The sequence below is a fragment of the Neobacillus niacini genome (genome assembly GCF_036961885.1).
Lineage (GTDB): Bacteria > Bacillota > Bacilli > Bacillales > Cytobacillaceae > Neobacillus > Neobacillus niacini_H.
The window spans coordinates 1-24,232 of sequence record NZ_JBALNQ010000047.1 but is presented as its reverse complement, the minus strand read 5'-3'; the positions used below and the strand labels follow the sequence as shown (position 1 = coordinate 24,232).

14 protein-coding genes, 16 tRNA genes and 1 rRNA gene are annotated in these 24,232 nt (G+C 37.5%); 5 read left to right on the top strand and 26 right to left on the bottom strand.

All coding sequences use genetic code 11. The features are described from left to right. Window positions 1-46: 46 nt before the first annotated feature. Genes V7124_RS18650 through V7124_RS18640 form a run of 3 tightly spaced genes read right to left on the bottom strand, consistent with a single transcriptional unit; the run spans window position 47 to window position 3,144 of the window. Entirely contained in the window at window positions 47-1,051 is a 1,005-nt protein-coding gene (locus tag V7124_RS18650) for a zinc-dependent alcohol dehydrogenase (RefSeq protein WP_335492091.1), read from the bottom strand. Window positions 1,052-1,072: 21 nt separating this feature from the next. Next, on the bottom strand, window positions 1,073-2,128 hold the full coding sequence (locus tag V7124_RS18645; RefSeq protein ID WP_335411314.1) for a dihydrodipicolinate synthase family protein: 1,056 nt from the start codon (window positions 2,126-2,128) through the stop codon (window positions 1,073-1,075). Beyond that, complete coding sequence (locus V7124_RS18640; RefSeq protein ID WP_335492089.1) at window positions 2,128-3,144, bottom strand: NAD-dependent epimerase/dehydratase family protein; 1,017 nt, start codon at window positions 3,142-3,144, stop codon at window positions 2,128-2,130. Before V7124_RS18640 ends, V7124_RS18645 begins: the two co-directional genes overlap by 1 nt. Window positions 3,145-3,379: 235 nt before the next feature. On the opposite strand from V7124_RS18640, the gene V7124_RS18635 reads away from it, so the two are divergent. Continuing rightward, complete coding sequence (locus tag V7124_RS18635; RefSeq protein WP_335492087.1) at window positions 3,380-4,735, top strand: hypothetical protein; 1,356 nt, start codon at window positions 3,380-3,382, stop codon at window positions 4,733-4,735. 75 nt (window positions 4,736-4,810) lie between these two features. Here the strand turns inward: V7124_RS18635 and V7124_RS18630 are convergent, their stop codons facing one another. The 5 genes from V7124_RS18630 to V7124_RS18610 form a co-directional block, all read right to left on the bottom strand. Continuing rightward, complete coding sequence (locus tag V7124_RS18630) at window positions 4,811-5,710, bottom strand: Gfo/Idh/MocA family oxidoreductase (RefSeq protein ID WP_335492083.1); 900 nt, start codon at window positions 5,708-5,710, stop codon at window positions 4,811-4,813. 29 nt (window positions 5,711-5,739) lie between these two features. Then, a complete protein-coding gene (locus tag V7124_RS18625; protein ID WP_420489501.1) occupies window positions 5,740-6,516 on the bottom strand; it encodes a carbohydrate ABC transporter permease in 777 nt (258 codons plus the stop codon). Between the two features lie 63 nt (window positions 6,517-6,579). Continuing rightward, window positions 6,580-7,506, bottom strand: coding sequence for a carbohydrate ABC transporter permease (locus V7124_RS18620; protein WP_335411343.1), 927 nt, complete (start codon window positions 7,504-7,506; stop codon window positions 6,580-6,582). Between the two features lie 116 nt (window positions 7,507-7,622). Continuing rightward, window positions 7,623-8,867, bottom strand: coding sequence for a sugar ABC transporter substrate-binding protein (locus tag V7124_RS18615; protein WP_335492078.1), 1,245 nt, complete (start codon window positions 8,865-8,867; stop codon window positions 7,623-7,625). Window positions 8,868-9,162: 295 nt separating this feature from the next. Beyond that, window positions 9,163-10,242 carry a GNAT family N-acetyltransferase gene (locus V7124_RS18610; RefSeq protein ID WP_335492075.1) on the bottom strand — a complete coding sequence of 360 codons (1,080 nt, stop codon included), beginning with the start codon at window positions 10,240-10,242 and terminating at the stop codon, window positions 9,163-9,165. A gap of 191 nt (window positions 10,243-10,433) precedes the next feature. Here V7124_RS18610 and V7124_RS18605 point away from each other — a divergent pair, with 191 nt between their 5' ends. Continuing rightward, on the top strand, window positions 10,434-11,012 hold the full coding sequence (locus V7124_RS18605; protein WP_335492072.1) for a YesL family protein: 579 nt from the start codon (window positions 10,434-10,436) through the stop codon (window positions 11,010-11,012). A gap of 137 nt (window positions 11,013-11,149) precedes the next feature. Next, entirely contained in the window at window positions 11,150-12,745 is a 1,596-nt protein-coding gene (locus tag V7124_RS18600; RefSeq protein WP_335411331.1) for an FAD-dependent oxidoreductase, read from the top strand. 51 nt (window positions 12,746-12,796) lie between these two features. Here V7124_RS18600 and V7124_RS18595 read toward each other — a convergent pair whose 3' ends face one another. Beyond that, on the bottom strand, window positions 12,797-16,678 hold the full coding sequence (locus V7124_RS18595) for a cohesin domain-containing protein (RefSeq protein ID WP_335492069.1): 3,882 nt from the start codon (window positions 16,676-16,678) through the stop codon (window positions 12,797-12,799). Between the two features lie 392 nt (window positions 16,679-17,070). Between V7124_RS18595 and V7124_RS18590 the strand changes: the two genes are divergently transcribed. Together V7124_RS18590 and V7124_RS18585 are read left to right on the top strand one after the other, a co-directional pair. Continuing rightward, complete coding sequence (locus V7124_RS18590) at window positions 17,071-19,053, top strand: WD40 repeat domain-containing protein (protein ID WP_335411335.1); 1,983 nt, start codon at window positions 17,071-17,073, stop codon at window positions 19,051-19,053. Between the two features lie 24 nt (window positions 19,054-19,077). Then, a complete protein-coding gene (locus tag V7124_RS18585; RefSeq protein WP_335492065.1) occupies window positions 19,078-22,125 on the top strand; it encodes an FIMAH domain-containing protein in 3,048 nt (1,015 codons plus the stop codon). Window positions 22,126-22,238: 113 nt separating this feature from the next. Here V7124_RS18585 and V7124_RS18580 read toward each other — a convergent pair. The 17 genes from V7124_RS18580 to rrf form a co-directional block, all read right to left on the bottom strand. Next, window positions 22,239-22,320, bottom strand: a tRNA-Leu gene (locus tag V7124_RS18580). Window positions 22,321-22,346: 26 nt separating this feature from the next. Continuing rightward, a tRNA-Leu gene (locus V7124_RS18575) sits at window positions 22,347-22,432 on the bottom strand. 39 nt (window positions 22,433-22,471) lie between these two features. Beyond that, a tRNA-Cys gene (locus V7124_RS18570) sits at window positions 22,472-22,542 on the bottom strand. 6 nt (window positions 22,543-22,548) lie between these two features. Then, window positions 22,549-22,623 (bottom strand) — tRNA-Gly (locus V7124_RS18565). A gap of 4 nt (window positions 22,624-22,627) precedes the next feature. Then, a tRNA-Gln gene (locus V7124_RS18560) sits at window positions 22,628-22,702 on the bottom strand. A 37-nt stretch (window positions 22,703-22,739) separates the two neighbouring features. Next, window positions 22,740-22,815 (bottom strand) — tRNA-His (locus V7124_RS18555). A 15-nt stretch (window positions 22,816-22,830) separates the two neighbouring features. Next, window positions 22,831-22,904: transfer RNA gene (locus tag V7124_RS18550), tRNA-Trp, on the bottom strand. 36 nt (window positions 22,905-22,940) lie between these two features. Further along, window positions 22,941-23,025, bottom strand: a tRNA-Tyr gene (locus V7124_RS18545). Between the two features lie 24 nt (window positions 23,026-23,049). After that, a tRNA-Thr gene (locus V7124_RS18540) sits at window positions 23,050-23,125 on the bottom strand. Between the two features lie 12 nt (window positions 23,126-23,137). Continuing rightward, a tRNA-Phe gene (locus tag V7124_RS18535) sits at window positions 23,138-23,210 on the bottom strand. A gap of 37 nt (window positions 23,211-23,247) precedes the next feature. Beyond that, window positions 23,248-23,324 (bottom strand) — tRNA-Asp (locus tag V7124_RS18530). A 3-nt stretch (window positions 23,325-23,327) separates the two neighbouring features. Next, window positions 23,328-23,401 (bottom strand) — tRNA-Met (locus V7124_RS18525). A 101-nt stretch (window positions 23,402-23,502) separates the two neighbouring features. Then, window positions 23,503-23,578 (bottom strand) — tRNA-Val (locus tag V7124_RS18520). A gap of 29 nt (window positions 23,579-23,607) precedes the next feature. Next, a tRNA-Glu gene (locus tag V7124_RS18515) sits at window positions 23,608-23,682 on the bottom strand. Between the two features lie 22 nt (window positions 23,683-23,704). After that, window positions 23,705-23,796, bottom strand: a tRNA-Ser gene (locus V7124_RS18510). Window positions 23,797-23,805: 9 nt separating this feature from the next. Next, window positions 23,806-23,880 (bottom strand) — tRNA-Asn (locus tag V7124_RS18505). A gap of 150 nt (window positions 23,881-24,030) precedes the next feature. After that, window positions 24,031-24,146, bottom strand: a 5S ribosomal RNA gene (gene rrf / locus V7124_RS18500). Between the last annotated feature and the right edge of the window lie 86 nt (window positions 24,147-24,232).

Below are 24,232 nucleotides of genomic sequence, written 5' to 3'. Positions count from 1 at the left end.
TGTATTCTAACAATGGGTTACTTATATTCTTTGAAAGGTTTATTTTTTACTTAAAGTGAATTAATTTTGTAAGTGTTGTAGATTCTTTATTAAACAATTTTTCAAATTCGTGCGGTGCTTCTTCAAATTCAACTACTTCTGTAATAAATGGTCGAACATTAATCCGTTTTTCTTTGACAAGTCGAATATATTCTTCTACATTTCTACCTTCCGTCCAGCGAACATATTCATATGGATAGTCAATCGCTTCTTTTTCATAAACTTTGTCATATCTGCCAGGTCCACCTGCTCGAGAGATAAGAAGCTCAGCTTCTTTAGCAAACATTAAATCACGTGGAAAATCTGGTTCAATATCGCCAACAATGACAGCCTTGCCTTTATTGCGGATCCACTTCAAACATTCTTGTGTTAGTGGCGACCGTTTGCCACCTGCACATAATAGAACAGCATCAGCGCCATGGGAGTTCGTTTCAACCCGAATCGCCTCTTCCATATCCTCTATCGTAGAAAATGATTTAATATATTCACTCTGAAGCATTTCAACTCGACTTTCGTGAAGATCATAGGCGATAACGTTGTATGCAGCCGCATTAGCGATTTTAGCAATTAATTGTCCTAATACACCTAAACCAACAATAACTACTGTTTCACCAAACTGAAGGTTCGCAATACGTAGTCCATGAATGGCAATAGCACCGAGTCCAGCAAGAGCTGCTTCTTTTGGATCAACGGATTCAGGAACTTTCGCATATAAGGTTTTCGGAACTAACAAATATTCATCATGGTGTACATAGGGAGCCCCATAACATGCGACCAAATCCCCTTTTTTCACATCGATAATCTCACTACCGCATTCAACAACTTCACCCATCGCACTATAACCAAGATGTACTTGCTTATTTTCACTATTTGAAAGAATCGTTAGTTCCGTTCCTGGTGAAATGACTGAATATAATGTTTTGACTAATATATAAGAAGGCTTTCCTTCTATTTGCGGTAACTCATCTTCAATGATTTCAACCTTTTTGTTGTGTGCTACAATTCTTTTCATATGAAATCTGCCTTTCGTCTATTATTTCGCGAACCACTTTGATAAATTTGCTTTCACAAAGTCATCATCATGTAAGTGTGGATAGCTAGCATAAACTCGATTTAACTCGTCTGCCTGGCCCGGACTTAAAACTTCACGGTCAAGCAAACACCAATTCCCTTGTAACAATCCTTGTCTTGCTAAAATTTCATTAATACCTGCAATACTTCCTTTAAAAGCATTTCTAGAATCAAAAATCGCTGCATTTGCGTCAGTTATCTGTTGACCCAGTGTTAACAGCTCTTTTGGAATCAATTCTTGATTTTGCACTTCTTTTATTTGATCAAATATCTCAACTACTTTTTTTGTCCAAACTGACCAGTGGCCAAGAAGACCTCCCGCGATTTTCTTTTCCACCTTTTCATTTCCAATATTGAATTCAAAAGTTGTAAGCAAATCATTTATAATGTTATCGTCATTCCCTGTATATAAGGCAATTTCTTCATTACGAGGAGAATGGCAAACGGCACGTACAACATCAATCGAACAATAGCGATCAAATGGAGCAATTTTTATCGCATAAACATTTGGGATTGAAGCGAATCTATGCCAAAATTCATAAGAAAAAATTCTTCCTCCTACTGCAGGTTGTAAATAAAAACCAAATAGTGGAATGACCTCTGCTACTTTTTCAGCCCGATCAATTAGCTCATCTTCTGACAGGTGATTTAACCCGCCCATACTTAAAAGTCCTAAATCATAACCAACTTCTTTACTAAATTTTGCTTCTGAAAGAGCCTGTTCAGTCGGTCCGCAAATCCCGGCTACTTTTATAAAATCTTCCGGAACATTTGCCTGTTTTGTTTCTTCGATCGCAAGGGATAATACCTTTTCATAAAGATTAAATTCAGGATCACGAATTTCAAATTGGGTTGTATGTACCCCAACTGCAATCCCACCTACACCAGCATCAATATAATAACGTGTTAAAGCCCGTTGACCAGATTCATCCAACTGTCTTTCCTTCGTCAATGCTAGAGGATGTGCTGGAATAACTGTACCTGCATGAAGCTTTTTCTTAACAGCCTCTTTTAGCATTAAAATGCACCTTCTCTTTCTTGGAAATGTGTTGGTTTATTAATGGTCTGCCCATCACTGATAACCCAGTCAGCAATCAAATCAATCATTTGTTGAACCGTTACCTTTGGATACCCAAATAGTTTATGTGCATGTGAAGCATTGTTAAGCAGTGCAGTAGGACTTTCTGTATTAACAAACAACGGTTTCTTTTCCATTCTTTTGCCGAATTCCGTTGCCAGCCATCTTACTGATAATGTTTCAGGTCCGGTAACATTTATAATTTTAGGAGGGTGATTTGTATGTAATAAAGAGCGAATAGCATATTCATTTGCATCTCCCTGCCAGATCACATTAACATTTCCCATTGCCAAATCAATTGGTTTTTCTTGAATAACATTTTTTGCAATTTCCAGAAGTACTCCATAGCGTAGATCAATTGCATAATTTAAACGAAACATAACCATTGGTGTTTGATTTTTATGAGAAAAATAAGTAAGAACACGTTCTCTTCCTAAACAAGATTGAGCATACTCTCCAACCGGGTTTGCCGGTACATCCTCCGTACAACTATTGCTTAAAACAGTTGAAAATGGGTACACATTGCCTGTTGAAAAGGCAACAATCCGTGAGTCCTTAAATTTTTCTGCTAATCGCCCCGGCAAATAGGCATTCATTGCCCATGTATAATGCTCATTCCCTACTGTCCCAAATTTATTTCCTGCCATATAAATAATATTCTTCACAATCGGTAAGTCTTGAAGTTCTTCTTCTTTTAAAAGATCTGCTTGGATTGTTTCAATTCCATATTGTTCTAATTCTTCTCTTAAACTACTATCGGTAAATCTTGCTACACCTATTACCCTTTTTGGTATACCAGCTTGATCAACAGCTCGCTTCGCCATTTTTGCTAGCGTTGGTCCCATCTTTCCGCTAACACCTAATATCATGATATCGCCATCCACCTGATGGATGTCCTGAACCAATTCTTGGCTAGGTGTGGTCATAAAGTCTTCTAACTCTGCAATCGTTTTCATGTTAATCCTCCTAGAGTAAATATTAATGCCATTTACAATGAAATTAATAATTTACTATTTTGATTTCATTTTATATTTAGCCTTATTAAAAGACAAGTCACTTAAAGGTCTTTTAATAAACATCCTTTTTCTGAGGAAAAATTAATGTTTGACAATTGGAAACGTTCATCTTAATCTAGTAGTAAGATTATATAAAGACATTTCTTTAATATGTCTTTATACTGGAGATGACATGATGAAAACAAATCAATTAACACACAACGGTCCCGAAATAATCATTGGAATCGTTGGCCCTGAAGCACTTGACAAAGAAATAATGAAAGCGCTTGAAGCCTTCCCAAACTTTCATCCCATTTTTCTAAATGCAACACCGTCTACAATCGTCCCGGAAGTCATAGTTACCTTGATTAATAAAGTCGAAGTTCTACTATTCACCGAATTCCCCACTTACTTTAAAACAAAACAGCTTATGGACTGCTCAATTCCAACTCATTATGTCCCTTTAATGGGGACAGGTCTTTATCGGTCATTGTTTTTAATTAAAAATCAATATGATTCAAAACATTTATCTATCGATACGGTTGAAGAAAAATACATCCAACATATTTTTTATGATTTGGGCGAAACCAAATATGAATGTAAATCTTTTCCTAAATATAATCAGGCCGAATCCATCCACTCTATCGTTCAATTTCATCGAGAAAACTATCAAGAGGTTGGTTCCATTGCGATTACTGGTATCCAGGAGGTTTCACTTGAATTATCAGAAATAGGCATTCCTAATGTATGGGTTACACCAACCTATCAGGATATGATTGTTTCCCTTGAACGAGCATTACTCGCCACGGAAGCCCGCAAAAATAAGGAATCACAAATTGTCTTTGGTATTATCGATATTGATAAATTTGATAAAGCAACTGAAAAATATAAAACGGAACATGAAGTGCAATTATTAAAGTTGAAATTTCAACAAATGATGCTGAATTATACAAAACTCCTTGATGGCCATTTAATTAATTCGGGTGGCGAGGAATTTTCTTTTATAACTACACGTGGGATTTTTGAAAGAGAAACACGTGGTTATAAATTTATTCCCTTATTAAATTCCGCAAAAAGCGAACTTGGTGTGTCATTAAGCATTGGTGTGGGTTTTGGTCGCTCTGCAGCTGAGGCAGGCAGCCATGCCAGGATGGCTCTACGTCAATCAAAAGAATTAGGTGGTAATGTCTGTTATATCGTTCGCGAAGACCAAAGTGTCATAGGACCAGTTGACATCATTACAGATACCCAATATGAAAAATATGATTTATCGATCACAGATGCAGAGCTGCTAGAAAAGGCAGAAAAAGCGGGAATGTCTGCAGCCTATATGACTAAGTTAATGGCAAGGGTAGCACGTCATAAAAAATATGATTATACTGCACAAGAGTTAGCTTCAACATTAACTATTACAACGAGAAGCGCACATCGAATCCTGTTAAAATGGATGGATGCGAATTTGGTAGATATTGTAGGCGAAGAAAAAATCACCTATAAAGGCAGGCCGAGACGAATTTATCGGCTTAGCTTTATAATGGATAGCAATAAATAATAAGTATAGGATGAAACAGCGGGTACAGGAAAGTGCCCGCTGTTTCATCTGTCTGCCCCACTCAATCGCCAAACTTCAAATCCGTATTTGTTTCCCATTCACTTTGCTGTCATTCGCCGCCTCAATAAAGCGAATTATTTCCTGTGTTTCACTTACTGGTACACTCTGTTTTCCTTCTCTAAAGAAAAGGATAATTTGTTCAAGTAAACTAGCATAATACGGCTTTGATGACGAGTCGATAACAACATATTCATTCCCGGTTTCATAATGAATAATTGCACCAAAGTTATTATTGCCTTTTCTATTCCCTCTAGCTGTCCCTATTCTGCCATCTTCCCATTGTGAAATAATTAAATCATAATCCTGATTGGACACTGTCCGTACATTTTTTGCCCCGCATCCTAAAATGGTATAAAGCATTTCAATTGTATGTATTCCATACCAAAAATACCCCGGCTGTGTTTCAACTATTTCCATTGGACCAAAACAGTCTGCTCCAATTATTTTGCCTTTATCTTGTTTAGAAAGTGCTTGGCTTAAGTCTTCAGCAAAACGAAGTGCAGAAGTACTCATGATGGGAGTATTATATTTTTCTGATAGTTTCACCATTTCAGCAGCATCAGATGAACGTAAACAAAATGGCTTATCAATAAATATTGGTTTATTAAACATGATCATTTTTTGTAGTTGCTCTAAATGTACTCTGCCATCAACAGACTCTACTAATATTGCATCACATTGCTCTGCCACTTCTTCTATAGTCCGAACGATTTGTACCCCGTATTGTTCAACTTCCTTTGTTATCCCATCAATACGAGAATAACTTAAAGCAAAATCAAATGATCCGACTGGGCATGCCATCATAACTTTCCCACCAGTTACATGAAACCGGTTATTCGGATCATTTAATAATTTCGTAAAAGCCACTGCATGAGAGGTGTCTAGACCAATCATTCCAATTTTTAAATTCCCCATATTCCCTCTCCTCTATTAAATGAAAGAGACTATTTCAAACCTGACATCTGTATGCCTTCTGTAAAATACTTCTGGAAGAACAAAAAGATTAAGAAGGTTGGAATAAATGATAAGGTAGCTCCTGCCATTTCAATTCCAAAATTCCCTTCCTTACTCAACGTAGAAGCTAAACCTACTGTAATGGGATACATTTTTTCATTTGTCATATAAATTAATGGCTGAAATAAATCATTCCAGTTGCTTACAAAGGCAAAGGTTCCAACCGTTGCAATCGATGGAAATGCTAATGGCATATAAATTTTCCGAAAAACTTGAAAGTCGTTGGCTCCATCCATACGAGCGGCTTCATCTAACTCCATTGGAATTCCTTGCATAAATTGACGAACTAAGAATACACCCATAATTGCCCAAAGTTCTGGAATAATTAATGCTTGATATTCATTAATCCAGCCAAATTTTGAAAACATGATAAATTTTGGAATGATTAATAATTGTGACGGAATCATAATGACTGCCATAAATGTCCAGAAAATGACTTCCTTCCCAAAGAATTGCTTCCGGGCGAAAATGTAACCTAAAATACCAGCAAAAAACATTTGTGAAAAAACAGGGATGATTGTCACAATGACCGAGTTATAAATCCAGCGCAGGAAATTGTCGTTTCTAAACAAATAGATAAAGTTATTTAATGATGGATCATTAGGAATCCAAAATAATGGATCCAATGCTGCATATGTAGTTTCTTTAAGTGAACTTAATACCATGATTAAAAACGGTAGGAGAAAGCAAAATCCTAAGAAGATCATCACAAGATATTTTAATATTTGCTTTAACAAGTTATTTCATCTCCCTTACATATCGCTGTCTCATTAATAAATATTTTGATCATCTCCAAAATATTTTTTCTGAATAAGCGAAATGATTAAGATAATAGCGAATAATACATAGGATAATACGGCTGCGTAACTAAAATTTAAATTCGTGAAGCCAATCGTATATAGGTAATACACAATCGTACTTGTCGAGAAGTTCGGTCCGCCATTTGTTAATAAATAGGCTGAGTCAAAAATTTGGAAAGACCCGATGGTCGTAATAATTAATACATAGAAATGAATAGGTTTTAATAATGGAAAGGTAATCATCCAAAAGGATTTAAAAGGTGAGGCACCATCGATTTTTGCTGCTTCATACATCTCTTTTGGTATCGACTGCAATCCAGCAAAATAATAGATCATTGTACTTCCAGATACTTTGAAAATACTCAATCCAGCTAACACGATCAGTGCTTGTGTAGAATCGGATAAAAATAATTGGGTATCCACTCCAAAAAAGCTTAACAGATAGTTGATAAAGCCCGATTCTGTTCCCGAAAATAACCATTCCCAAATTCCGGCTACCACGACGAATGAGGTAACAACAGGAAGGAAAAATATCCCTTTAATCAATTTGGTGAATCGAATACCTGACTTGATAACAAGTGCCAAAATTAATCCAAGAGCCATAGTAGGGACTATATAATAGAAGGAAAATAATAATGTATTCCAAATAGATTTCCATGCAATATCGTCACTAAACAATTGCTTCCAATTTCTTAGCCCAACGAATTCTGAAACACCAATAATTCGATAATTTAGAAAGGTTAATATAAAACTATAAATAAATGGAATGACTTGAAACACAAGGAAATGAGCTAAAATGGGAACAAGTATAATATAGACGAGGGCATTCTTTTTCCATTCGTCTTTGATTCTTTGCTTAAGAGGACGCTTTATTTTTTTTTCATTTTTCAAAGTCATTTTATTAGGGTTTACCATGACCTTTTCCAAGCTATCACCTTATTTCCTTTTTTGTGAAGTAACAGAGAGCTTTATTCACGGTGGAATAAAACTCTCTAATTTAAGAAACTATTCGTTTACGGCTTAGCTAATTCTGCTTCGATCTTTTTAGCTGCTGCGTCTGCTGCTTCTTTAGGAGTTTTTTCGCCAGACATCATAGATTGGATTTCTGCTTGAATAAATGGCATTATCGCACGGCCTTTAGGGTGAATAACACCAGGTAATGCATATTGTGTATAGCCTGATAGCTGCTTCATATGTTCATTAGAATTAAAAATGTCTTTCGCTTCTTCTTGTGTTGGGATATATTGTGTCACAGTATTGAAAATTCGTTGGTTCTCAGCATTAGTAATTGCTTTAACAAATTCTGCAGCTGCATCTGGATTGTCAGTATTGGAAGGGACTACAAACATCCCAGTTGTTCCATACGTTAATTGCTCTTTATTCTTCAATGGTTCGGCAATAGCAAACTCAAACTTGCCTTCTTTTTTCAACATCGTAACGTCAATACCTGAACCTAGAACAGCCATGATTTTTCCACCAAACCATAATTCATTTTGATTGGTAGATGTAATTGAATCTTCAGGAATATATTTATTTTGATACATTTTGTTAACGATTTCGAACGCTTTAACGCTATCTGCATTATTGATTAAAACTTTATTATCTTCTGACACAACACCACCGCCAGCTTGCCAAATCCATGGATAAATGGTACCGTTCATGGAACCGCCGCCAGAATAAGCTAATGCATAGAAATCTTTTTCTTTTGCTTTAGCTGCCCAAGCTTCAAATTCTTCCCAAGTCTTTGGAAGATTAGCTGGATCTTCACCGATTGCTTTAACAACATCTACATTATAGAAGAATGTATAAGCTTCTTGTAAAATTGGTAATCCATATTTCTTATCTTTCCATGTTGTTGATACTAATGAAGATTCAACAAATCCTTCAAGATCTGCATCATCTAAATATTTGTCTAATTCTAGAAGCATACCTACATCCGCATATTGTGGCATTTGGTCAGGTATGGCATAAAATACATCTGGTCCATTGTTAGCAGCTAATGCGGTTAACACTTTTTGATCGCGATTAGCCCAAGGAATCGTTTCAATATTTACCTTTACATCAGCAAACTCTTTATTATAATTTGCAATAATCTCTTTCCACATGGCTTCTTCTTTTTTAGCATCACTCGTATAAGGATGTACCCAAACCGTTATTTCGCCATCAACTTTATCTTCACCTTTATCTTTACCAGGATCTGAACTTGTCTTATCACTACAAGCTGCAAGAATTAAGCTAAATGCGATCATAAGTATCATTAACCATTTACTTTTCTTTTTCATGTAATTAACCCCCGATTTATTATTAAAATAAAAAGCTTAATATCTTTAAATCTGATAAACTTTTATTTTTATTGATCCCCTCCTTAAAACCTATATTCTTTTTTTGAAAAAACATTTAATTGAAAGCGTTAACAATGGGGTGTCAAAAAATGATACCCATTTAAATTCCTAATAACTACATTTTAGGTTTTTTTTAATATTGTGACAAGTCTATAAAGTGTCTTTAATAAAAAGCTAGAATTAATATAGTACCTATACTAATTAAGTCTAATTAAACGTAGTTTAAACCTTGTGGAAATGGAAATGGAATCGGAAAGACATTGTGTAAATATGAATCAAAATTTCCGTTTCCATTTAAAATTAGCTCTTTTAATTCCTGATTACTTATTTTTACGGCACTTTGTTTAAATATAAGTCTCTTATGATTTGCATCTTCATTTAAAATTTCTACTTTTCCTTCAAAATATGGACTAAGCTGTCTCAATAGTAAATCTAAATTCATAATCTTCATTGTTCCTGGATATGGTTCTATTACCTTTTCCTGTAAGTCGAGTTCTAGGTTTAGGGCTGAGTCAAAGGCGGGAATATTGACTAACAATGTATTTAAATCATATTTAAAAGCTTCTGCAAGTAAACTCCGGATAGCTTGGGGGTCTCCTCCCCATTCGATTACACGTGAATCCACATTTACTTGTTCATGATATGGTATTCCGAACACTAAAAATGCTTTTAACTCTTGATTTTCTTCCGCTACCAGGACTTTATGTTTCATTTTAAAAATACTAGCAAATCCTGCTGATTCATTAAGAAGAGCTAGTTCATATATACTTTGTTCATATCGGATGGGGCGATTATGACTTAATTTTCTAATCTGAAACCAGTCAAATGGCTGTAGCTCGCGAACTGAATATGTCTCCTCCAAATGAAGTGCATCTTGATGAATTTTATATTGATTGATACTCCCGTAATAGTTACAATCTTGTTTGATGTAAATTGGTAAGTTTCCTGAAACAAATAGAACCGAGGCACCTGACTTATTAACATGTTCAAAAATCATTTGTAAGAGTGTATTTGCTATTCCTCTTTTACGATAATCAGGCTCTGTACAGACAGCACCAATCGAAAAGGCTTGCACTTCCGCACCTTCAATATGAAGAACGGATGGGACTAATCCGATAAAAGAGACTAATTTTCCATCGATAAAGGCACCATATGATTGATTTAATGCTGCAGAAAACACTTGCGGGAAGGCAATTCCCATAGACGAATGCCCTTCTTTTCGAAATACTTTATCTGCTAAATCAATCGCCTGCTGAAATTCTCCTTCTTGGAGTAATCGGTATTCTGTCATTTATTTCACCCCTGATTTCATTTAGTTACATTTTGAGTTATGCTATATACAATAAAACTATTTAACCTACTTTCTATTATTTATTATGTGACACGTCTATTAAATGTCTTTAAATATTTTCAATTACACTATTTTATTTAGAGGTGAATTATTTGACTGGGTGGGAAAAGTTTAATACTTTTGCAGTTTGGATGCTAAAGGTGGCTTATTTAAATATACTTTGGATTAGTTTTACTCTAGTCGGTTTAGGACTATTTGGTCTATTCCCCTCCACTGGTGCTATGTATACAATTGTTCAAAAGTGGCTGCGAAGGGAACCGGTTGAAAAAATCTTTCATACTTTTTGGAACACCTATAAGAAAGAGTTTATTTCTCTGAATAAATATGGACTATTTTTTATCTTAACTGCCTATATATTAGTTTTTGACTTCTTGTTTATTCTAAAAAATGCTGACAAATTACAATGGCTGTACCCGGTTATCGGGTTTATTACCATTTCATACATCGTTACTCTATTGTATTTCTTTCCTATTTACACACAATTTGATATGAAATTCTTTCAATACATTAAACAATCATTTTTACTCGGAGCAAGTGCCCTTTTAGAAACGATTCTTATTTTTACTTCATGTATGCTTCTAATGATAATAGTAAGATTCATACCAGGGATTATCCCATTATTTACTGGTAGTGTGTTGGCAGTAGCTATTACTTGGTGCAGCAATCGTGCCCTGTATAGAATTAATAGCCGAAAAAAATCGATAGTCTAGTCCATTCGTTTAAGAGTGCCCATATAAGAGCACTCTTTTTTTACATGATCTTGGCCAAAATACTTAAAGTCCGTTAAGAGTCTTGCTTATTCCAATGTTTATTTTAAACTTTAAAGTAAAACCAAGGAGGTAAGCAAATGGATTTCAGTGATTTACATTATTATGTACCAACTCCCAAAGCAATTGAACCAAAAGTAATTGAAAGGGATTTGATTGTATATGGTGCAGCACCTGCTGGAATCACAGCTGCCATTCAAGCGAAGCGAATGGGATTGACAGTTGCGATTATTGAATTTGGCACACATATTGGCGGGATAACAGCTAGTGGTTTAGGTGCCTCTGATATTGGCGCAAAAGAAGCAATTGGTGGTATTTCCAGAGAATTTTTCCAAGAGTTAGGAAAGTACTACAATACAGATGAGCAATGGACATTTGAACCAAAAGCAGCTAAATATGTATTTGAAAAATGGCTTAAAGATTATGAAATTGAAGTGTTTTTTAACCAGCATTTAGAAGAAGTAAAAACAGAAGAAAGCAAAATTATAGAAATACTGATGGAAGATGGAACTATATATAAGGGAGCATTCTTTATCGATGCAAGCTATGAAGGAGACCTAATGGCGAAAGCAGGCGTTTCCTACTTTGTAGGCAGAGAGTCAAATGCCACCTACAAAGAAACCTATAATGGAATTCAATTTGGTCATCCCCATCATCAATTTGAAAAATGGATTGATCCCTATGTCATCGATGGAAACCCTTCAAGCGGGGTTTTGTCAGGTATTACTGAAACAAATCAAGAGAAACTAGGTTACCAGGGCCAGGGGGATCACCGGATTCAGGCGTTTAATTTTCGTATTTGTTTAACAAAAAATCCTGATAATCGTGTTGCTTTTCCTAAACCACCTTCTTATAACCCAGAGCTTTATACATTATTATTACGTTACATCAATGCTGGAGTATGGGATGCGATGAACCTTCATACAATGTTGCCAAACGGAAAAACCGACTTAAATAATTATGGTGGATTTTCCACTGATTACATTGGGATGAATTATGATTGGCCAGATGGAAACTATCAAACTCGCGAAAGGATTTTCCAAGATCATTTTACATACAACCTCGGCATGCTTTACTTTTTAGCTAATGATGAACAAGTTCCACAAACGATTCGGGACGAGGTAAACAGCTGGGGATTGGCAAAGGATGAATTCGAAGAAACTGGGCATTGGCCACATCAGTTATATATACGGGAAGCAAGAAGAATGATAGCTGACTATGTAATGACTGATCATAATTGTTTAGGAGATCTTTCCGTTGAGGATTCAATTGGTTTGGCTTCCTATCAAATGGACTCCCATCATTGTAGAAGACTGATTATCGACGGCCGGGTATATAATGAGGGGGATGTTGAAATACCCATTTCACCCTATCCAATTTCGTATCGTTCGATTCGACCTAAGGCTGAAGAATGTGTAAACCTTCTCGTTCCCGTTTGTTTATCTAGTTCACACATTGCCTACGGTTCCATACGTATGGAGCCCGTGTTCATGATTTTAGGTCAATCTGCTGGAGCTGCGGCAGCTATTGCCTTCAAGAATCAATCAACGATACAAGACATTGATTACCAACAATTAAGTAAAGTGTTACTCGATCATGGACAAGTACTTCAATGGGATTATTCCATAGAGGATGACCCCATCTCACGGATGAAATCTACATTTGGGAAACAATAAAAAAAAGGACTACATTACCTTTTGTTGTAATGTAGTCCTTTTTATTTTCATTTAATCTTGTTTTCCTGACTTAACTGGCTGCTTCCCCTTTTTTGAAGGAACAACCTTCACCGTAATGGATTGATCCTTTCCGGTGATTATGTCGTCATCACGATCTACAAAAGAAACCATAGATTCAGCCAAAAGTGAAATACTAGTTAAATCTGTTTCCTTTTTAGCTTTGAAGCGGATCACAGCGATTTGAGCATCTTCTGTTAGTGACTGACCGTCTGTTACTGCAGCTTCAATCTTTAATTTGCCAGGCTTTTTAGTTACTTGGATTTCTGAACTCTTTTCACTAAATTTACCTACCAACTTTGCAGATTTAAATATAAGGATTTTTGAATCATATTCCATTTGAGCCATAAGTTGATCGAGATTATTGACTTGATTGGCATAAAGCGCTACTTCAAATTCTTCCCCACGTTCAACGATAGATGGGCCATTTAGATTTAATTTTCCTGGATGTGTTTTATCTGTAATCGTTACCTTGTACATTAATGTTCGATTAGAACGTGGTGAATAATAAAGATGTCCATCCTCACCAATCGTAAAGGCTTCAGAATCCTCGAAGTAAACAAAATCTAGTGTGACTGGATCAATCGCTACTAGTCGGCGGCCAAGCTGCATATAAAGAATGTCGTTATGCCATTCAACATTATAAGCTCCCCATTGTCCCCAAGAACCATCTGAAGGGAACAAATTTTTATACTTAATCAATGAAAGTGATTCGGGATCCAATGCAAACACGATTCCATTAACTGCACCCCATAGCAGCCCATCAGAACCAATGGTGAGTCCACCAATTGCAGGAGGGCTATAAAGGCCGGGAATATTTAAGGAAATTTCATTTATTTTTTCTCCTTTTTCTATATCCCAGACAAAGACTTTTGCTTCGGTTGCACTTGTCTCAGAACTAAGTCCACCGTTAATACTGGTTGACCCATAAATTTTTCCGTCCTTATACGCTAAAGAAATAATACTTTGATTTTCTACAATATTGCGATACACCTTGTAAGATTCTTCAGGGTTCTGAGCAGATGGATTATAAACCATTAAAGCTCCACCAATTTCGCCATAGTCTGGTATTGAACCAACAAATATTTTCCCTTCGGCTTCAATACCAGTTATTGGGCGATCTTGTTCATCGCCAATATTGAATAGTTTCCTAGGATTATCACCGCTTGCTGGCAAATATTCTTCAAAACCACCACCTGGGTATACCCCAAAGTAGACTTTATCTTTGTAAGGGATGACAGCTCCGGCTTGTCCCATAGGGAAAAGCTTTAAATCTTTCGTAAACACATCGTATTCTGCTGCCTTAGAAGCTTGCATTCCTGTAATATAGATTTTTCCGTTCGCACCCTTCTTAAACACGTGTGTAATAGAAGGAGAAGGAGGCAAGTAGTTTTTGATTGTTTTAATTTTTCCAGTAGCAGGATTAAAAAATATATAGCTGCCAGAAAAATTCATCGTCACCAAACTTACACCTGGAAGTTCAGGGTCAGACGATTCTACCCAATCTGCACCTCTAAATCCTGTACCATAATCAACAATCTCTACTACTTCAAATGTATTAACATCAAAGGAAGCAATTTTCCCATTAACCGGCATATAAATTTTTCCATCTTGAGATGTTTTCGGCAGTTGAAGACCAGAAGTACTGTTTTCAATTTTAACATCCAGCCATATTTGTGATTCCAAATCATACACATATCTTGTTTGGGACGTTTCAAAACGAGCAATTAACAGCCTGTCATCGACAATATCTAAATCATACACATAGCCTTTTTCATTTAGTGGAGAGGCAATTTCGACCTTCTCACCTGTTTTTGCATCAATTTTATAAATCTCTCCGAGTGATGTTCCGCCATATACATATCCATTACTATAGTCAATTGAACGAACATATTCTTGACTAATACGACCCATTAATCGACCAAAATCATGTGCTGTTTGTGTACTTGGTACATATTTAATAATTTTTCCTAATGGACCTGTTGCGATATAAATATTGCCCTCTTCATCATGTTCAAGTGCCCAGAACACATTCTCGGTACTATGGGTATAAACTTTTTTAATATCCTTTGTTACTGGTGAGTAGACCCAAAGCTGCCCCCCTGCAGCAACATAAACATCTCCATTCGGTGCAATTGTATGGCTCCAAACGTCCCCTGCACCCTCCATCGGTAAGCTGCGGATAAGTTTATGGTCATCAATATTCATCACATGAAATACGGGAGGAACTCCTTTTACTGTCGTATACATGACATTGACACCGTCTTCTTTTCCAGCTCGTCCGTCAAACAAACCGAGAGTATCTGCAATCGGTGTTTGGAGTTTTTCAGGCTCACCAAAAACTAGGTTTCCTAGTTTCCCATTCGTTTCTCCAATCGCTATCAATGATGTTTGATCGCTTTCTAACTGAAATTCATTATTCATCAGTGTTTCCTTACTTAATACTACCCATGCTTGTCCAGTGTCCGAACTGGCTTTGAACTGTAATTGAACAACACCTGTATCCGCAACTACCGGTTGCTCCGGATTCGCAGAAGCCAGAATATTAATTTTCCCGTTTGTATCCGCCACAGTTACGGACACCTCATCTGTTGCAAAGGAACCAAGTGGTTTGAATCCTATAAATTGTAAATTCATACGATCATAAAAAAGATCGGCATCAATATGATAAAGTTCCTTCACCCTTGCAGCATCAAGATTTACTGTAAATGACTCACCTTCTGCTACTTGAGTTGGCGCTGTAATCGATAGTCTTGCTGGTGATTGATCGGCTTCATGTATAATCGCAATATCATCATAGTATGCTTCAGCAATTTGGTACGATGTTGTATATAGTACCATTCGTGCATAAACCGCATCCTCTGGAGCAACTACTTTTCTAGTATAAATATCACTCCATTCTTCTGCAGGAACGTCTTTTCCAGATTGATAATGCATTTCAGTTGCACCAACATCAATTCTGGTATTATTTGTATTATAAAAACGAATATCGATGCTTGCCGTACCACCATCTTTTAAATATAGCTTGCTCGAGCCAGTATAAAAATCCCCTGGTGTAACAGATACATAATCACTAATTAATGCAACTGACTGATTTCTTGATTGATCATAAATCTTTAAACTATGATCTCCAGTTGAACTAACCTCGTCATTCCATTCATAGTTATAGTCTGCTCCCACATTAAATAACGAATCCCAGTATTGGATCTTCCCATTGTATAATGGTTTTTCAAAACTCGAATTTCTTACATCTGTTCCAATCGGTTCTACTACTACTTCTCCCTCAATGGCAACGTTATCAAAATAGGCTTGTGCTATGGCATAACTAGTGGTAAAAACTACTATTCTAGCATATTTCGCATTACTTGGTGCCTTCGCAGATGGTGTGGATACCTTAGACCATTTTTCTACTGGAAACCCCTTAGATGTTTCACTATGTGTAACATACTCAACTGTTGGAATCTGTTTGTTATTTTCATCATAAAATTGTATACGTAAGCTTGCAGTACTATTAGCTTTCAAATACAACATCGTTGTTCCTGTGTAGGCATCCCCTGGTTGAATGACAATCGGTTCACTTAGCAAGCCGACTGATTTTCCTCTATCCGTATCGGAAATATGAAGACTATTTTCTCCTGTTGTATGTTGTGCATTTGATACTTCAAACGTGTATCCTTCCCCTGTCGCGAACAATGATGTCCAACCAGGTATTCGGCCATCTACTACTTCCTCTTCAAAACTACTATTTTTCACTAAAATAGTTGAAGTTGTAGACGCACTAACATTTTTTAAAAATAATGTTGATCCCTGAAAAGCGCCAGAAAGCGCTAACAATATGGATAACAATAATAGCATTACCTTCTTTTTCCTAGCCACAGTAAAACCCCTCCCCATTTAATTGGTATTAAAATAACATCCACTTAATCTTCCTCATTGTATTTCCATCAAAAAAATGTGACAAGTCTGAAAACTGTCTTTAATTGGATGTGAATGAATTTGGGTAATTAGCATCATTTCCACCTACCTACTAAAGCACTAACTTCTTTATCGTCATATTAAAGACTAGTTTCCTTATTTATCCTTTAACTGAAATTAGAAAATTATTAATAGTACTAATGTTTATCTATTTATACTCCAGCTTACAGTCAGTGAGCGAGTATAGGAATCGAGGTGTTATAATCGCAAAATTGTAACCGTTTTCAAATTTAGCAAGTAATTAAATCGTCGGTCTCCCTCCCCCCTATCAAAATGCGAAAGGAAGGTTAGTTATGAAAAGAAAAACATTTACTTATTTTTTGTTAACCATTTTAGTCTTCTCTTTAATTTCAAGTGTTGTTGGAAGTCATCCTGCAAATGCTGAGGAAAGTAAAATTCGTGAGATTGGTACTGTTCTTAATTCAGTCTCAGTTCCCGCTGCGGATTATGGTAAAGGTCCCAATGGTCAAGATTGGATTTATGCTGTTGCAAACGGTTCCCCTGCTGTATTCAATGTACTTGATGCAAAAACCGGTGAACGCGTTGACAGTTTCCCATTAGATGGTGCCAGTGGAGCATGGGGAGTAACGGTTGATCCGATGGGAAATGTCTATATCGGAACAAACTCAAAAGCCTCATTGTTTAAATATGTTCCAGGTGCCGATCATGTTGAAAACTTAGGAAATCCGATCCCAGGTGAGTCTTTTATTTGGCGTGTGAAGTCAGATAGTGAAGGACGGATTTATGGGGGGACTTTTCCTAGTGGGAAAGTGTTCCAATATGATCCTGAAACCAATGAGTTTCGAGATTATGGACAAATCATTGAAGGACAACAATATGCAAGAAGCCTTGCTGTTTATAAAGACAAGCTTTATGTTGGTCTGGGAACAAATGGAGCAAATCTAGTTGAGGTAGATATACATACTGGTGAAAAGGTGGAGATTCCACTTCCTGAAAAGTATGCAAAAGGTACAAATGTATATGATATCGATGTAGTTCACAATAAAATGTTCGCGCGGGTAACCGGTTCTAGTAATACGATTCTAGTATTTGACTTGAAAACCATGAAGATTGTGGATGAGATTACTGGTGCGAATGGACTTGATGTTTCTGAACCTGGTCCAGGAAATTTGGTTTATTTTATCAAAAATGAAGAACTGTATTCCTATGATTTGAACTCATTGAAACTAACACCAACTGGTTTTAATAATCTTTTCTCAGCACGAGATTTCGGCTGGGCCAAATTTGAAAATAGTCAATATCCAGGCAAAACATTAGTATCGATTGCTTGGGATGGAAAGATCCGTCATTTCAATCCGATTACCGGAAATCATCGAATTTTACAGGGTCAATTGAGTGGACAGCCGGTCAGTATCCAATCCCTTACTCAAGGTCCTAATGGAAACATATTTATCGGTGGATATTTATCTGGCGGACTTGCAGAATTCAACTATGTAACGAACCAAGTAACAGAGAATAAAGGGCTTGGACAAATCGAGGGAATGATTAGCCATCAAAATCGTTTATATATGGGAATCTATCCTGGTGGTTTCTTACATTCCTATAATCCAAATGAAAGCTATGAAATGGGTGTAAATCCTGTTCAGCATTTCGGCTTAAAAACTGAAGGTCAAGATCGTCCCTTTGCTTTAGAGTCTGCAGGTAATCTTTTAGCTATTGGTACCGTGCCGGATTATGGACAGCTTGGTGGAGCATTAACCATCTTTGATCCAGCAACAAATGATTATACCCTTCATCGGAACATTGTTCAAAATCAAAGTGTGATCTCATTAGCCTATAAGGATGGGCTGTTATATGGCGGTACTTCTGTTTGGGGTGGTTTAGGTATTGCCCCAACAGAGAACGAAGCAAAATTATTTGTCTATAATATGGAAACTGGTGAGAAACAGTTCGAAACCATTCCAGTTCCCGGAGAAAAGGCAATTTCTTCCCTAACCTTTGATAAAGAAGGAAACTTATGGGGACTTACTTCAGGTATTTTATTCAAATACGATACTGAAAAAAACCAAGTTGTTGCTGAAAAGGAACTATATTCAATGAATTGGGATTCAATTGGGCATTTATGGCGTGGTGGATTCTTGGAATTTGATGAAGATGGCTATCTATATGGGCAAACCCACGGAGAATTATTCAGAATTAACCCTGATACATTGGATCATGAAGTATTAGTAGATGATGCTAATCTATTTGCAATGGATCCAGATGGAAACATCTATTTTGCTAGAGGACATAAGCTTTATCAATACCAAAGATAGATTTTTAGATTAGGAGGAATAATATTGAAAAATAAACTAAAAAGATATTATAACTGTTTACTAGCAGCCATTCTAGTTTTATCAACACTTCCCTTTTTCCAGAAGCCAATTTCTGTTGCAGCTGCTGACGGTTGGAAGGAGCTTAAGGTAGAAAATGGTGGTTTTGAAGCAGAACCACCATCTGAAACGGCTCTGCCATCATGGATATATTGGTCCGGGGGTTTTAAAACAGGCATGACAATATCGGATAAAATCGTTTCTTCTGGCAATCAAAGTTTAGCCGTTGACAATAACGGTGTTGTAGGATTATTTAGTCAGGAAATTGATATAACTCCTGGAAATCAGTATAAATTATCTGCACAGCTCTACGTTGAAGAATTAACTGGTAAACCTGGAATATGGCTGCGCTGGTACAATGATGAAGGAAAAAATATTTCTGACACACCAAAATATTTTGATGTTCCAGCCTTCAATAAGTGGCAAACAGTAGAAATACAAGCAACCGCTCCAGCCGGTGCAACTGGACTAAAGGTTTTTATCTATCAACCATCCACTTCCAACATGAAGGGATATTATGATGATGTAAAGCTATTTGAAAAAGAATCTAACATCTTAGATTTCCCTATTAAATATGGTAAAACCATTAATCATGGTCCTGCCGCATTAGCTGCAAAATCTCAAGGGGTAGCCATCGGTGATGGTGAACTCTACTATGCAACAAATGGTTCGCCAGCAACTTTTTATGCAACTGACGCTGTAACTGGTAAAAAGATTTTTTCTCAAGACTTGTCAGGAAGTGATGTAGTTTGGGCAATGGTTATCGGTGCGGATGACAATGTATATTTTGCAGGCACCTATAACGGAATTTTATACAGATATGTGGTCGAGGAAAAACGTCTTGAGCAGCTTGGAAAAAATCCATCTGATAATTGGGTCTGGCAGCTAGAGGCCTCCGTTGATGGGAAAATCTATGGTGCTACCTATCCAAATGCTAAAGTGTTTGAATATGATATTGAATCTGCTCAATTCTCCGATTTAGGTACTTTTTATGAGGGACAACAATATGCACGTGGACTTGGAATTACCGAAGAATCTCTTTATGTAGGAACTGGTACAACGGCTTATTTAATGAAAATGGATCTTGCTACTCGTGAAAGAACAGAAATACATTTGCCCATAACTGGTGTATCTACACAAATATCGAATATATGGGAATATGGAAATAATATTTTTGTAGCCTATGGAACTTCGATGGTTACGATCGACAAGACTACGGGCGAAGAGAAAAACACAATGAATTGGCAGGATGAGCATACATTTGATGGGCTGATTTCATCTCCATCACCGTATGACGAGAATATTATCTATTACATTAATAAAAACACGCAGCAATTATGGACATACGATATGACAACACATAAGCAAGCGAAAGTTGAACCTACTGTTCAATTACCAGCCACACCTGCAAAGGCAATGGATTGGGTTAAAGATGATAGTGGGAAAGATGTATTAGCTATCTTACATCACCAAATCGAGTATTCACTCTTTGACCCTGCCACTAATACGGTAAAAATAAGTTACCCTGAAGTGGATATGCAGGGCCTATTAATGCAAAGTTTAGAAATCGGTGAAGATCAAAAAATTTATATGGGCGGCTATCAAGGATCCTTTGGAGTCTTTGATACTTCTATCGATGAATATATCCTCCATGAACGGGACCCTCACCAAATAGAAGGCATTGGGTTTCTAAATGGAGATGTCTATCTAGGTACTTATGGTGGCGCCAGAATTTTCAAATATAACCCAGACCTGCCGTTTAACTATACAGGTGGTGTCAGCGGTGATAATCCTGAGATGGTTCAGGATATCGGAGATGATCAAAGCAGACCTTTCACTTTTACATCAGGTGATAACAAACTCTTTGTTGGTACCATTTCCGACTATGGAAGACTTGGTGGTGCACTTACCATTTATGATGCTGAAACCGATAAATGGAATACCATCCGTAATATTGTTAAAAATCAAAGCATTATTGGATTAGCTTATTTAAATGGTAAAGTGTTTGGCGGCTCGACTATTTCTGGTGGTTTAGGCATTGACCCTACCGAAGCTAAGGCAAAAATGTTCGAATATAATGTTGAATCTGGTACACATGTGGAATTTGACCTTCAGGTGGAAGGATTAGAAAAACCAGAAATGATTGGAGAACTATCTGTAGGTCCTGATGGAAACATTTGGGGAGTCGCATGGGGATTAGATAAAGCTGGCGCCTATAACACAATCATCTTTGCGATGAATCCTGAAAATAGAGAAATTATTAAAAGCACAGAGCTTTATAAAGGTGTTAACAGAGGGAGTCAATGGCGACCATTTTTCATTCGCTGGGACAATCAAGGATACCTTTACACAACAGCAGGACGTCAATTAACAGTTATTGATCCGAAAACGATGAAAAGTAAACAGTTAGTTACGGGTACTGTTCAATTAATGGATGTTGATAATGAAGGCAATATTTACTATACCGCTGATCATAATTTATATCAATTACCAGTTTCACTAGAGAATGGTACATTGACGATAGAAAGTGATTCACTGCTACAAGGTTCGGAACAGGACATTCATTTGTCTGTTACACTTGTAAATGGAAACGAAATCGATTTGGCAGGTGCTAAAATAGAATGGGTGAATTCCAATCCTAAGGCAGCTATCGTTGAAGCAGGAAAAGTGATCGGTAAAAATGCAGGAACTACGGAGATATATGCAAAAGTTTCTTATAATGGAGAGGTTGTTACTACTAATAAGTTACTCGTAACAATTGACGTTACAACTGATACACTATCTAAGCAAATTTTCGATCTTGAGGATACTGGAGGCATTCCACATTCTTTGGCAAAACAATTAACAAACAGTTTAAAACAAGCGGAACATCATAACCAAAAAGGCGATTCAAAACAAGCATTGAAACATCTTGAAGATTTCCGTAAACATTTAGATACCAGCAATATCGATGAAACAATCAAAAATACTTTACACAACAATGTTAATTCAATTGAAGAAGCATTTTCTAATTAATTGGATCTTCATCCTAAAAATTTCTTTCTAGACAAATATTTTATTAATTAACAAAAAAACGTTTCTTACTTAGGTAAGAAACGTTTTTTACCGCTTGGCATGCGATAGATTGATACCGGTGGTCGGGGTCGAACCGACACTCCTCACGGAACACGATTTTGAGTCGTGCGCGTCTGCCAATTCCGCCACACCGGCATAATAAAATTTTGTAATTGTTCTAATGCCGAGGACCGGAATCGAACCGGTACGGTAGTCACCTACCGCAGGATTTTAAGTCCTGTGCGTCTGCCAGTTCCGCCACCCCGGCGCAATAAGATGCGCTATTAATCGTAAGTAAAAATTTTGAAGGCGGCAACCGGATTCGAACCGGTGGTAAAGGTTTTGCAGACCTCTGCCTTACCACTTGGCTATGCCGCCATATTATGGAGCGGAAGACGGGATTCGAACCCGCGACCCCCACCTTGGCAAGGTGGTGTTCTACCACTGAACTACTTCCGCAAATTGGCTGGGCTAGCTGGATTTGAACCAACGCATGTCGCAGTCAAAGTGCGATGCCTTACCGCTTGGCTATAGCCCAATGATAATATATTTTTAATAGTTAATAAAGTCCATTATGGGGCGACTGATGGGAATCGAACCCACGAATGCCTGAACCACAATCAGGTGCGTTAACCACTTCGCCACAATCGCCATAATAAAATTTATTGGCAGGGGTAGTAGGAATTGAACCCACACCAAAGGTTTTGGAGACCTTCGTTCTACCTTTAAACTATACCCCTATAAAAAATAGTTTTTTCTTTGTCGGAAAATAAGATTGGTGGAGGGGGACGGATTCGAACCGCCGAACCCGGAGGGAGCGGATTTACAGTCCGCCGCGTTTAGCCACTTCGCTACCCCTCCACATAATATTAAATTCTGACCAAATGGTGCCGGCGAGAGGACTTGAACCCCCAACCTACTGATTACAAGTCAGTTGCTCTACCAATTGAGCTACCCCGGCATAATAAAAAGGTGGCGCAGGACGGAATCGAACCGCCGACACAAGGATTTTCAGTCCTTTGCTCTACCGACTGAGCTACTGAGCCACAATAATAATGTTACCTAAAGCCATTTTTTAAAAAATGGCGGTCTGGACGGGACTCGAACCCGCGACCTCCTGCGTGACAGGCAGGCATTCTAACCAACTGAACTACCAGACCGAATTGCGGGGACAGGATTTGAACCTGCGACCTTCGGGTTATGAGCCCGACGAGCTACCGGACTGCTCCACCCCGCGACAATAAAAAGTATTTCATAATATCCATGCCCCTAGATTGTAGGGAATGTATCAATCTCTGATTGCTTATTCAAGCAGCTTTTCGATTGATCAAGAAATTATGGTGGAGGATGACGGGATCGAACCGCCGACCCTCTGCTTGTAAGGCAGATGCTCTCCCAGCTGAGCTAATCCTCCATGAGTTATTTCAGTATAGTTAAAAACTTTGGTGACCCCTACGGGACTCGAACCCGTGTTACCTCCGTGAAAGGGAGGTGTCTTAACCGCTTGACCAAGGGGCCAAATAAAACAAGTAGTGTTTTATGGCGGAGAGCAAGGGATTTGAACCCTTGAGACAGGGTTACCCGCCTACACGATTTCCAATCGTGCTCCTTCGGCCACTCGGACAGCTCTCCATAAAAGAATGGCTCCGCAGGTAGGACTCGAACCTACGACCGATCGGTTAACAGCCGATAGCTCTACCACTGAGCTACTGCGGAATAATATAAATTGTTTCCTAAACCCAGTTTACTTTCGTGTGTCCCCACCTCAGAAAGTAACGCAAGGAGCGGCTCGGTGTGTACAACTCGTAGCATATTCATGGTGTTATGCTCGTCTCTACCACTGAGCTACTGCGGAATAATAATACAGCCTGGCAACGTCCTACTCTCACAGGGACAAAGTCCCAACTACCATCGGCGCAAAGAAGCTTAACTTCCGTGTTCGGTATGGGAACGGGTGTGACCTTCTTGCCATAGTTACCAGACTATTTTACTCAAAGACATTTTCTATTATATAGTCTTTTTGAGATTTTTCAAGGGTTTTTTTAAAAAATCATTCCCTCAAAACTAG